Consider the following 11288-nt stretch of genomic DNA (forward strand, 5'->3'; position numbering starts at 1 on the left):
TTTACTCGGTTGATTCCATGGAGACCCACAATGAGCACCGAACGACAGCCCGATGCGGTTGATGCCATCCTCGCCCAGTGGCAGCGCGAGCGCCCGGACCTGGATACCAGCCCGATGGCGACCATTGGCCGCCTCAAGCGTTGCTCGGCACTGATGCAGCGCCGCCTCGATGAAGCCTTTTCGGCCTTCGGCCTGACCCTGTGGGAGTTCGATGTACTGGCAACCCTGCGCCGCTCGGGCGCACCCTACTGCCTGGCGCCCACCGCGCTGTTCTCCACCCTGATGGTCACGTCCGGCACCATGACCCACCGCATGCAGCGCCTGGAAGCCAGCGGCTGGGTAGAACGACTGGCCAACCCGGACGATGCCCGCAGCAAGCTGCTCAAGCTGACCCCGGCAGGACTGGAGCTGATTGACCGCGCCGTAGAAGCCCATGTGGCGAACGAACACCGTATCCTGGCGCCACTGGGTGCCGCTGACCTTGCGGCCCTGGAGGAAAGCCTCGCCAGCCTGCTGGCGGTACTGGAGCCGGCCAAAGACTGAGCCGCAGGGGCGTGGATAACTGCCTGCTATTCCACTTAAAGAAATAATGAATTCAGTCCGGCGGGGATTCTGTCGTCTTGGGACATTATTTAATCTTCCTGGGGTGCCCGCTAACGGGCGAACCCAACTCTCCAGGCAGGAGCCCTGACAATGGCTATCAAGATCCATGATTTCCCTCTTTCCGGCCACGCCCACCGGGTGCGTCTGTTTGCCTCCCTGATAGGCGCTGATGTTGAGCTTGTGCCCGTCGACCTCGCCGCCGGTGAACACAAGACACCGGCTTATCTGCAGAAAAACCGCTTTGGTCAGGTGCCGTTGCTGGAAGACGGTGACACCCTGGTAGCCGATTCCCATGCCATCCTGGTGTACCTGGCGAAGAAGTTCGACAAGACCGACTGGCTGCCGCAAGACCCGGCAGGTGCCGCCGCGGTACAGCGCTGGCTCAGCGTTGCCGCCGGCCAGATCGCATTCGGCCCGGCCGCTGCGCGCCTGGTGACCCTGTTCGGCGCCAACCTGGATGCCGCTGCAGCCATCGAGCGCGCCCACGCCGTACTGGCGGTAATTGACGCGGAACTTGGCGACCACAGCTTCATAACCGGCAACGGTATCACCATCGCGGACATTGCCCTCTACAGCTATATCGCCAGTGCCCCGGAGGGCAATGTCGACCTGGGCCCCTACGGCAACATCCACCGCTGGCTCGCACGCATCGAAGCCCTGCCAGGCTTCGTGCCTTTTGAACAGAGCAACGTCGGGCTGCGACAGAGCGCTTGATACAGGTATCCACAAGACGCCGGGCAACCCCAAGCGGCCGATGTCCGGGCGCCCACAGGCCCCGGGTATCGGCATATAACGGCTGTGCATAACCAGGGTTGCGCACAGTTATCCACAGGCCACGGCAAAGAGCACCGTGTTACTCCCCGATAAGCCCGAGGTCCGACCTTGCCATTGCTGCAGGACTGTTCCACCTTGTATCTGGTGCCTGAATCCAGTCGACAGAAAGGCGCCAAGGGTAGAGCGCTTTCACTAATCGGTATCAGTCAGGCATAGCCGCAACAGGGGAAAGAACCATGTGTACATCCAATATTTCAGAAACCCTGCATGAACTGTCCGTTAGCCGCTATATAGAGGCGCCGCCAGCCAGGGTGTGGCGGGTGATCACCGAGCAACTGCCGCAATGGTGGTGCCCGGCGCCCTGGCGAACGGAGGTCAACGCGATCGAATGGCGCCCGGGCGGCGCCTTCGATACCACTATGTTCGGGCCGGACGCTGAACAGATTCCCTGCCGTGGTGTTTTTCTCGACGTTATGCCCGGCCGACGCTTTGTCTTCACCGACGCCTTTGACAGCCAGTGGAACCCGCAGCAGGCCTTTATGGTGGGCATCTTCGAGATCGAGGCCGAAGGCGAGGGCACCCGCTACCGGGCCAGCGCCCGGCACTGGAACCCGGAGGATCTGCAAAAGCACAAGGAGATGGGCTTTACCGAAGGCTGGACAGCGGTCGCCGCACAACTGGCCGCCCTGGCGGAAGCCGAAACGGGAAAATCCTCCTGAGCAGGAAAAGCAGGAGGCGATAAGCAGGCAGGCCAATGACGTAGACGCTCCCCGTGCATTGCAACACTCAGATCTCAACCCAGGCCCTGACTGCCAGGCCTGTAGCCAACACCAGGGCTGGCGAAAGCCCGCGTCAGTGCAGCGCGCTGCGCCTGAAAGAAACGGGCAGCCAGACAGCCTGCAAGGCCCCGGCTGCCAGATGCATCACTGACGCGCCAGAAACTCGTCAGTAGCGATCACCTCGGCATAGGCAAAGGCCAGGGCCGCCATGAAAGCCGCGTGAACCTGGGCTGCCGGGACTTTTACACCGTTGAACTCCATATCCAGGGTGGCGCAGGCGTCGTGCAGCAGGGTATTGCTGTATCCCAGATCCGCCGCTGCCCGGGCAACGGCATCAATGCACATATGGCTCATGGCACCGACGATCACCAGCGCGCTGATACCTTCGCGCTGCAGCAAGGCCTGCAGTTCGGTGCCGTTGAAACTGTTAACGCCGTTTTTCAACACCCTGAACTCAGCCTCGGCCGGTTGCAGACTGTCGTGGATGTTGGCGCCATCACTGCCGGGGGTGAAAAAGGGGGCATCATCGGACAGGAATTCATGGCGAACATGCACGACCGGTAGCTTGTGCTCGCGGAAATGGGCCAGTACCCGCGCCGCATTGGCGGCGGCGGCGTCAATGCCCTCGAGGGGCCACTTGCCCGCGGGGAAGTAGTCGTTCTGCATATCGATGATGATCAGGGCTATCTTGCTCATGGGTGCCTCCGGTTGAGTTGTATCGATAATGCTAAACCCAGCTGCTAGGCTGTGCCGGTGGCAAATCTGACAATAACAGGGCCAAAACTGACATGACCCAGACCATCTGCGTCACCCTTGTGGATATTCCCGGATCCGCGCAGTCTGCGGTCTACGGTGTGATAGACCTGTTTCAGGCCGCCAACCGTATCCTGTCTGAAATGCAGCCGGCACCCGAGGTGCTGTTCGAGATAGTGCGCTGGCAGGCAGGGGAAGCGGCGGCCCTGGATGATGCGAGCGCCTTACCCACCCTGGTCATAGTGCCGCCGATACTGGAAGGCCAGGCGTACCTGGAGCCGCAGCCGAACCTCTGTGCCCAGTTGGCAAACTGGCACAAGCGCGGCGCTGTCGTCAGTTCCGCCTGTGCAGGCTCGTTTCTGCTGGCGCAGGCCGGAATGCTGGCAGGGCGCAGGGTCACGACCCACTGGCAACTGGAAGGCGCCTTCAGGCGCGCATACCCGGACGTGGAGCTGGATACGGATGCACTGCTGCTGGCCGATTCGGATATTGTTACAGCAGGTGGCGTAATGGCCTGGATGGACCTGGGGCTGCACCTTATCGGGCGTTACGTGCCACCGACGGTGGTGCAGGCGCTTGGCCGTTTTCTGCTGGTGGATACCGGTGCCCGCCAGCAAAGCTATTACCGTTGCTTCAGGCCCGTGCTGGACCATAGCGACAAGGCGATACTCAGGGTCCAGCACCAGATACACCGGGACTGCGCGCACCCCTTAAGCGTCGAGGATATGGCCTCGATAGCCAACCTGACAGCGCGCACCCTCATGCGCCGTTTTCACCGGGCAACGGGCTTGCGACCGGCAGAGTACCTGCAACAGCAACGGGTGCAGAAAGCCCGGGAGCTGCTGGAGAACACAGCGACCACCGTGGAACTTGTAGCCTGGCAGGTTGGCTACGCGGATGTCAGTGCTTTTCGGCGCATGTTCCACAAGCAGACCGGCCTGACCCCAAGCCAACACCGGGACCGATTTTGCGCTCAGTACGTTGACGGCTAAGTGCCGCAAGCCGACAGGGTCGGCAAGAATTCAATCATTCAGCGAGATAAGGCCCAATCCTGAAAACAGGTGTACTGTCCCCGGAATTCCCCGGTTTGTGCCATTAGCGGCCTTGAGGTCGCTTCGGCCCTGAGTACGCTTGCGAAGCAATTCCAGATGCTTACAGCGACCACCTGGATCCCGTCAGGAGCCGACGAGCACTGGGAGGATTTTCCGATCAGGCCCGGCAGGGGCGAGGCATGGATGCCGAGCCGCCGCTGCGGCACATGGACGTGACGTCAGCGGCGCCCGGTAAATCGTTCCAGCGCGCAGTGTCACGGCTACTTCGGGCGCATTCTTCAAGGTAGAGAGCCTTTGGTTACTTTCTTTCGCGCGAGCAAAGAAAGTGACAAGAAAAAAGTCGAAAAACTATCAAACCACCGAAAAATGTCCGATATCTCCCGCCGCGAATTCCGGGGACAGTATACCTAATTACCAGCTCACGAACGTACGCTGTAAACCATGAGCGACCCCGTCATGTCGGGTTACGCCCTGCGGGCTAACCCGACCTACGTCTGCTAGAGGTCGCTTCGGCCCTGAGTTTATTTCCGGAGTAATTCCAGATGCTTACAGCGACCGCCCGGGTCCCGTCAGGGTAGACAATTGCTCCTGCATTGCCTGCATACAGAACATCCATGTCCATAACCCGACAAGCACTGGGCGTGCTTTCCGACCAGTCCCGCCAGGGACGAGGTAGGAGATGCCGAGCCGCAAACCCAGGTGCCCTTGTAACCCCATCAGTTGGAAAACGCGGCCGGAAAGGTCGATATGCTAGACTCGCTTTTACTGTCGATTGTGTTGGGACACAATCGTTATACACACCTTGCCAACCCTGCAGCCGAACCCCATGTCCCGCACCGAACGCCTTTTAGACATCCTGCAAATCCTCCGCCGCCACCGCCGGCCAGTGAGCGGCGCCCTGTTGGCAGAGGAAACCGGGATTTCCCTGCGTACGCTCTATCGGGATATCGCCACGCTCCAGTCGATGGGCGCGGAGATCGATGGCGAACCTGGGCTGGGCTATGTGCTCAAGCCGGGTTTCCTGTTGCCGCCGCTCATGTTCTCGGCAGAGGAAATCGAGGCCCTGGCACTGGGACTCAAATGGGCCGGGCATCGTACCGATGGCCCCATGGGGCAGGCGGCGCGGGACGCCATGGCCAAGCTCGAGGCGGTGTTGCCACCACAGCTACGCCAGCGCTTCGAAGACGACTCCCTGGTGATTGTCCCGCACCAGCAGCCGCCGCAGCGGGAGGACTTGCCGCTTATCCGGCAGGCGCTGAACGAGGAACGCAAGTTGTCCCTCGACTATGCGGACCAGAAAGGGGCGAGGACCGAACGGGTGGTGTGGCCGGTGACCGTCGGTTTCTTTGATTCCACGCGGGTGCTGGCGGCCTGGTGTGAACTGCGCAATGACTACCGCCACTTTCGTGTCGACCGTATCCTGGAGGCCCGGGTGCTGTGCGAGAAGACGCCCAAACGCCGCTACCAGATGATGAAGGAGTGGCGCAAAACACTGCTGACAAAAACTGACAGTGGTGAGCGTTAAAGTTTCCTGACACCCACCCAGTGAAAGGAAAACCCCATGAGCAAGGAATTGATTTTCTATACCAGCCCCCAGTCCCGTGGCGCCATCGTGCACTGGATGCTTGAGGAAATCGGCCAGCCGTATTCGATCCGGGTAGTGGAGTACGGCACCACCATGAAAGCGCCCGAATACCTGGCCATCAACCCCATGGGCAAGGTGCCCGCCATCCGGCACGGTGATGTGGTCGTGACCGAGGCTGCCGCCATTTGCGCCTACCTGGCCGATGCGTTCCCGGAGGCCGGCCTGGCGCCGCCGCTGGACAACCGTGGCGAGTATTATCGCTGGCTGTTCTTCGCCGCCGCCTGCGGCGAACCGGCCATGTCCGATTATGCCACGGGTTGGAAAGCCGATACTGCCGAGCTGCAGCGGCGTTTCGGCTATGGCTCGTTCGAGATGACCTTTGACACCCTGGCGGGCTGGTTGGCCGGGCGATCCTGTGTGGCCGGTGACCGGTTCAGCGCTGCGGACGTCTATGTGGGTTCACTGCTCAACTTCGGGATCAATTTCAACCTCATTTCCCGCAAGCCGGAATTCGAAGCCTATGTCGCCCCGTTGCTGGAGCGCGCCGCCAAGAAGCGGGCCGATACCATGATCCAGGAAATGATGGCTCAGAGTGCCCCGGTGACCGCGTAGCAACGCCGGGCCAGTGCATCAGCCCCGTAGGTCGGGTTAGCGCAGCGTAACCCGACGCTTTGTGGTGACAGGCCAACCCTGTCATGTCGGGTTACGCCCTGCGGGCTAACCCGACCTACGTCGGCTGATATTTCAGTGCATGTATAAGTACCCCGACGCCAACCGACAGCCAAAAAAAATGCTCCTGCACCACACCGCAGTGGGACACAGGAGCATTTTTACAAGCCATCGGATCACACGCTGTGATCCGATCCGGGTATTAAACGTCGAGGTTGGACACCCGCATGGCGTTGGCCTCGATGAAGTTGCGACGCGGTTCCACGTCATCACCCATCAGGGTGGTGAACAGCTGGTCAGCGGCGATGGCATCATCGATGGTGACCTGCAGCATGCGGCGCGAATCCGGGTCCATGGTGGTTTCCCACAGCTGACTGGGGTTCATCTCGCCCAGACCCTTGTAGCGCTGGATGTAGTGGCCGCGGCGGGACTGGTCGAGCAGCCAGTTAAGGGCTTCTTCGAAGTTGTTCACCGGGCGCACCCGTTCGCCACGCTTGATGTAGGCGCCTTCTTCGAGCAGGGAGCCAAGCTTGTCACCCAGGGTGGTGATGGCCAGGTAATCCCGCGAGCCGAAGAAGTCTTCGCCAAAGCGGTGGTAGTTTTCCACCCCGTGCAGCAGGTGGTTCACTTCCGGCAGGAACTGGCTGTGTTCGCGGTCTTCCACGATTTCGCACAGGTAGCGCTCGTTGCCCACCGTCTGCTCGGACAGCTTGTCACACAGCAGCTGCGTCCACTGCTGAACGGCTGCGCGATCCTTCAGCTGATCCTTGTCCAGCTTGGGCATGTAGAGCATCTGCTTGAGCAGGTGCGTGGGGTACAGCATGCTCAGGCGGTTGATCAGCTTGTCGACGGCGCGGTATTCGTTCACCAGGGTTTCCAGCGAGGCTCCGCTGAGCGGCGGTGCGTCTTCGTTGACATGGAAGCTGGTGCCATCGAGCGCCCCCTGCAGCAGGTAGTTTTCCAGCGCATCGTCGTCTTTGAGGTACTGTTCCTGCTTGCCTTTCTTGATCTTGTACAGCGGCGGCTGGGCAATGTAGATATGGCCGCGTTCGAACAGGATCGGCATCTGGCGGAAGAAGAAGGTCAGCAGCAGGGTACGGATGTGCGAACCGTCGACGTCGGCGTCGGTCATGATGATGATGTGGTGGTAGCGCAGCTTGTCCGGGTTGAATTCCTCGCGACCGATACCGCAGCCCAGGGCCGTGATCAGGGTGCCGACCTCAACCGAGGACAGCATCTTGTCGAAGCGGGCCTTCTCGACGTTGAGGATCTTGCCCTTGAGCGGCAGGATCGCCTGGTTGCGGCGGTCGCGGCCCTGCTTGGCGGAACCGCCGGCGGAGTCACCCTCCACCAGGTAGAGTTCGGACAGCGCGGGGTCCTTCTGCTGGCAGTCCGCCAGCTTGCCGGGCAGGCCGGCCACATCGAGCACACCCTTGCGGCGGGTCATTTCGCGCGCCTTGCGGGCGGCTTCACGGGCACGGGCGGCGTCGATCATCTTGGAGACGATGGCCTTGGCTTCCTGCGGGCTTTCCTGCAGGTAGGCGCTGAATTCCTGCCCCATCATCTGCTCCACGGAGGTTTTCACCTCGGAGGAGACCAGCTTGTCCTTGGTCTGGGACGAGAACTTGGGGTCCGGCACCTTGACCGAGACGATGGCCGTCAGGCCTTCGCGGCTGTCGTCACCGGTGGTGGCGACCTTGCTGCCCTTGTTCAGGCTCTCGGATTCGATGTAGTTGTTCAGGCAGCGGGTCAGGGCGGTACGAAAGCCCGACAGGTGGGTGCCGCCGTCGCGCTGCGGAATGTTGTTGGTAAAGCAGTAGATGTTTTCCTGGAAGGTGTCGTTCCACTGCAGTGCCACCTCAACGCCCACGCCGTTTTCGTGCATGGAGTTGAAATGGAACACCTTGTTGACCGCGCTCTTGTTCTGGTTGAGGTAGGCCACGAAGGCCCCCAGGCCACCGTCGTACTCGTAGATGTCTTCACGGGCGCTGCGCTCGTCGCGCAGCACGATGCGCACGCCGGAGTTCAGGAACGACAGCTCGCGCAGGCGCTTGGCCAGAATGTCATACTGGAACAGGATATGGGTGAAGGTGGCCGGCGAGGGCTTGAAGCGCACGCTGGTACCGGTGTTGCTGGTTTCCCCCACCACCTTGAGCGGCTCCTGCGGCACGCCGTCGTGGTAGGTCTGCTCGAACACTTCACCGGCGCGACGAATGGTGAGCTTGAGTTCGCTGGACAGCGCGTTCACCACCGAGACACCCACGCCATGCAGGCCGCCGGACACCTTGTAGCTGTTGTCATCGAACTTGCCGCCGGCATGCAGCACGGTCATGATGACCTCGGCCGCCGACACGCCTTCTTCCTCGTGCAGCTCGGTCGGAATGCCGCGACCGTTGTCGCCCACGCTGACGCTTTCATCCGGGTGAATCACCACGCGGATTTCGGAGCAATGACCGGCAAGGGCTTCGTCGATCGAGTTGTCGACCAGCTCGAACACCATGTGATGCAGACCGGTACCGTCATCGGTATCGCCGATATACATGCCAGGGCGCTTGCGCACGGCATCAAGACCCTTGAGGACCTTGATGCTCGAGGAGTTATAGCTCTGGTTTTCGTCGCTCATCAAATATCTCCTGTTGACCTGGCAATCAAGCAGGCCGTCCCGACCTGCTCAATGTCGCCCACTGTACCGGGCGGAATTTTGCGAAATTCCCTGCTGTTCAGGGGCGCTCGCGGGCGCTGGAGCCATACGGATGCCTTGACGGCACCGGATCTGTGATCCGCTGCAGAACCGGAGCAGCTACTCAGTCCGCGTTCGACAGCGTCCCCGCATCAACCCGGAAACGACTGACATCGGTTTCCGCAAGCCAGAACCCGCCCAGTGCGGTGGGATCGACGCAGGTTATAAAGCACTGATTGGAGGTCTCCTCCAGGAACTGGCAGAACAGGCGGCAATGCTGTTCATCCAGTTCCGACGGCAAATCGTCGATCAGGTAAATACAGGGGCGGTTATTCAAACGATAGAACAGGGCACCCTGGGCCAGTTTCAGCGCACTGACCACCAGTTTCTTCTGGCCGCGGGACAGTCGCTCCGCGGCACTTTGTCCTTGCGTACGCACCCGCAAATCGGCTCGCTGCGGGCCGCTGCCGGTAAAACCCTGTTTCAGATCCCGCGCCAGGCCCTCTTCCAGCAACTCATCCAGCGGGGTCTTTTGATCCCAGCCCGGGCTGAATTTCAGGTCGACCGGGACGCCCCCCAGCAAGCGGCTGAGGGTGGTTTCAAAATCGGGTTTTAACAGTTCAATATAGTGCGCTCGCAGCGCCGTCATCTGCTCGGCATAGGCAACAAATTCCTTGTCCCAGACACGCCGCAGCCGGTGGTCGATTTTACCACATTTAAGCAGTGAGTTTCGCTGTTTCAATATGCGCCGAAAGCCGCGCCACAACTGGATAAAACTGCGGTCGGCGTGAAACACGCCCCAGTCGATAAACTGGCGCCGCACACCGGGGCTGCCCTCGAGCAGCTGGAAGGTATCGGAGTCGATCACCTGCAGCGGCAGCAGCTCGGCCAGTTCGGACAGGCCCAGCGTCTGGCCGGCATGGCGGATGCGTACATCGCCGTCGCTGCGCCGCTCCACGCCAAGGGGCTGGGTCTCGCCGCTGCCCGCAGGATCAACCTGGGCGAAGACGAGGCAATTATCGGTGCCGCTTTGCAGCAGGTGGCGAAACTGGCTGGTACGAAAGGAACGGGTCAGCCCCAGGAAATGCAGGGCTTCAAGCAGGCTGGTTTTACCGCTGCCATTGTCACCACTGATTATATTGATCCGCGGCGACGGCGCTATGCGCACATCCGACAGGTTGCGAACGTGCTGCACATGGAGGTTTTTTATCGGCATAAGGGAAATTCAGCCGGGCACAGGGGCCCGGCTTTCGCGTAACCGCTGATCACATTCTCATCGGCATGACGACATAGAGGCTGTCGCTTTCGTCGACACCCTCGATCAGCGCGCTGCTGTTGGCATCGGACAGGGTGAAGCGCACCGTTTCCGAGTTCAGGATCGACAGGCTGTCGAGCAGGTAGTTGACGTTGAAGCCGATCTCCAGGGATTCGCCATCGTAGTCCACCGCCACGGTTTCCTCGGCTTCTTCCTGCTCCGGGTTATTGGCCATGACCTGCAGGAAACCGCTGGTCAGCAGCAGGCGCACACCGCGGTACTTCTCGTTCGACAGGATGGCGATACGGCTCAGCACCTGGCGCAGCACCTGGCGGTCGCCGAGCATGTACTTGTTGCCATTGCGCGGGATTACGCGCTGATAATCCGGGAATTTGCCGTCAACCAGCTTGGAGGTGAAGATGAAATCACCAACATGGGCACGGATATGGTTAGCACCGATCAGCAGGCGCACGCCGTCTTCGCCGTTTTGCAGCAGGCGGGCCAGCTCCAGGATACCCTTGCGCGGTACGATGATCTGGTGCGTGCTGTCGGTATCGGCCACGACATCGGCAATACAGGTCGCCAGGCGATGACCGTCGGTGGAGACGGCGCGCAGCTGGCCGTTGGCGACTTCCAGCAACATGCCGTTGAGGTAGTAGCGCACATCCTGCTGGGCCATGGAGAAGCCGGTCTGGTCGATCAGGTGACGCAGGTGCCCCTGGGTCAGGTTCAGATCCAGCGCCTGGGGGCTGTCTTCCACATTGGGGAATTCGGCCGCCGGCAGGGTCGACAGGCTGAAGCGGCTGCGCCCGGCCTTGATCACCATCTTCTGGCCGCTGAGCGCCAGCTCGATGCGGGCATCGTCCGGCAGCGACTTGCAGATGTCCATCAGCTTGCGCGCAGGCACCGTCACGGAGCCGGCTTCGGCCGGTTCATCCAGAGTCACCCGACCCACAAGCTCGACTTCAAGGTCGGTCCCGGTCATGGACAGCTGATCACCTTCGGCGACCAGCAGAATATTGGACAGTACCGGCAAGGTCTGACGACGTTCGACGACACCGGCGACCAACTGCAGGGGTTTGATTAACGCTTCGCGCGATATGACGAATCTCATGGCGATCTACCTTGTTCCGATCCG

10 protein-coding genes are annotated in these 11288 nt (G+C 60.9%); 6 read left to right on the plus strand and 4 right to left on the minus strand.

All coding sequences use genetic code 11. The annotated features are described in order from the left end of the window. The first annotated feature begins 30 nt into the window (after window positions 1-30). The 3 genes from KDW95_RS16080 (at window position 31) to KDW95_RS16090 (ending at window position 2096) form a co-directional block, all read left to right on the plus strand. Complete coding sequence (locus KDW95_RS16080) at window positions 31-543, plus strand: MarR family winged helix-turn-helix transcriptional regulator (RefSeq protein ID WP_255852833.1); 513 nt, start codon at window positions 31-33, stop codon at window positions 541-543. Between the two features lie 150 nt (window positions 544-693). After that, on the plus strand, window positions 694-1317 hold the full coding sequence (locus KDW95_RS16085; RefSeq protein WP_255852834.1) for a glutathione S-transferase family protein: 624 nt from the start codon (window positions 694-696) through the stop codon (window positions 1315-1317). 296 nt (window positions 1318-1613) lie between these two features. Beyond that, entirely contained in the window at window positions 1614-2096 is a 483-nt protein-coding gene (locus tag KDW95_RS16090) for an SRPBCC domain-containing protein (protein WP_255852835.1), read from the plus strand. A 204-nt stretch (window positions 2097-2300) separates the two neighbouring features. Here the strand turns inward: KDW95_RS16090 and KDW95_RS16095 are convergent, their stop codons facing one another. Further along, on the minus strand, window positions 2301-2852 hold the full coding sequence (locus tag KDW95_RS16095) for a cysteine hydrolase family protein (protein ID WP_255852836.1): 552 nt from the start codon (window positions 2850-2852) through the stop codon (window positions 2301-2303). 92 nt (window positions 2853-2944) lie between these two features. Between KDW95_RS16095 and KDW95_RS16100 the strand changes: the two genes are divergently transcribed. The 3 genes from KDW95_RS16100 (at window position 2945) to KDW95_RS16110 (ending at window position 6158) form a co-directional block, all read left to right on the plus strand. Further along, complete coding sequence (locus KDW95_RS16100; protein ID WP_255852837.1) at window positions 2945-3901, plus strand: GlxA family transcriptional regulator; 957 nt, start codon at window positions 2945-2947, stop codon at window positions 3899-3901. An 886-nt stretch (window positions 3902-4787) separates the two neighbouring features. Then, window positions 4788-5486 (plus strand): helix-turn-helix transcriptional regulator, encoded by a 699-nt coding sequence (locus KDW95_RS16105; RefSeq protein ID WP_370646632.1) that lies wholly within the window; start codon window positions 4788-4790, stop codon window positions 5484-5486. A 36-nt stretch (window positions 5487-5522) separates the two neighbouring features. Next, complete coding sequence (locus KDW95_RS16110; protein ID WP_255852839.1) at window positions 5523-6158, plus strand: glutathione S-transferase family protein; 636 nt, start codon at window positions 5523-5525, stop codon at window positions 6156-6158. Window positions 6159-6417: 259 nt separating this feature from the next. Here the strand turns inward: KDW95_RS16110 and gyrB are convergent, their stop codons facing one another. From gyrB to dnaN, 3 genes are all read right to left on the minus strand, one after another. Next, a complete protein-coding gene (gene gyrB / locus KDW95_RS16115) occupies window positions 6418-8838 on the minus strand; it encodes a DNA topoisomerase (ATP-hydrolyzing) subunit B (protein ID WP_255852840.1) in 2421 nt (806 codons plus the stop codon). Between the two features lie 181 nt (window positions 8839-9019). Beyond that, window positions 9020-10111 (minus strand): DNA replication/repair protein RecF, encoded by a 1092-nt coding sequence (gene recF, locus KDW95_RS16120; protein ID WP_255852841.1) that lies wholly within the window; start codon window positions 10109-10111, stop codon window positions 9020-9022. Between the two features lie 49 nt (window positions 10112-10160). Next, complete coding sequence (gene dnaN, locus KDW95_RS16125) at window positions 10161-11264, minus strand: DNA polymerase III subunit beta (RefSeq protein WP_255852842.1); 1104 nt, start codon at window positions 11262-11264, stop codon at window positions 10161-10163. Between the last annotated feature and the right edge of the window lie 24 nt (window positions 11265-11288).

This window comes from Marinobacterium rhizophilum, assembly GCF_024397915.1.
GTDB classification, from domain to species: Bacteria; Pseudomonadota; Gammaproteobacteria; order Pseudomonadales; family Balneatricaceae; genus Marinobacterium_A; species Marinobacterium_A rhizophilum_A.

Excerpts from the sequence above, each read along its gene's own strand:
- recF (WP_255852841.1), bottom strand. The coding sequence starts at position 10,111 with ATGCCGATAAAAAACCTCCATGTGCAGCACGTTCGCAACCTGTCGGAT.
- KDW95_RS16090 (WP_255852835.1), top strand. The coding sequence starts at position 1,614 with ATGTGTACATCCAATATTTCAGAAACCCTGCATGAACTGTCCGTTAGC.
- dnaN (WP_255852842.1), bottom strand. The coding sequence starts at position 11,264 with ATGAGATTCGTCATATCGCGCGAAGCGTTAATCAAACCCCTGCAGTTG.
- KDW95_RS16085 (WP_255852834.1), top strand. The coding sequence starts at position 694 with ATGGCTATCAAGATCCATGATTTCCCTCTTTCCGGCCACGCCCACCGG.
- KDW95_RS16095 (WP_255852836.1), bottom strand. The coding sequence starts at position 2,852 with ATGAGCAAGATAGCCCTGATCATCATCGATATGCAGAACGACTACTTC.
- gyrB (WP_255852840.1), bottom strand. The coding sequence starts at position 8,838 with ATGAGCGACGAAAACCAGAGCTATAACTCCTCGAGCATCAAGGTCCTC.
- KDW95_RS16105 (WP_370646632.1), top strand. The coding sequence starts at position 4,788 with ATGTCCCGCACCGAACGCCTTTTAGACATCCTGCAAATCCTCCGCCGC.
- KDW95_RS16080 (WP_255852833.1), top strand. The coding sequence starts at position 31 with ATGAGCACCGAACGACAGCCCGATGCGGTTGATGCCATCCTCGCCCAG.
- KDW95_RS16110 (WP_255852839.1), top strand. The coding sequence starts at position 5,523 with ATGAGCAAGGAATTGATTTTCTATACCAGCCCCCAGTCCCGTGGCGCC.
- KDW95_RS16100 (WP_255852837.1), top strand. The coding sequence starts at position 2,945 with ATGACCCAGACCATCTGCGTCACCCTTGTGGATATTCCCGGATCCGCG.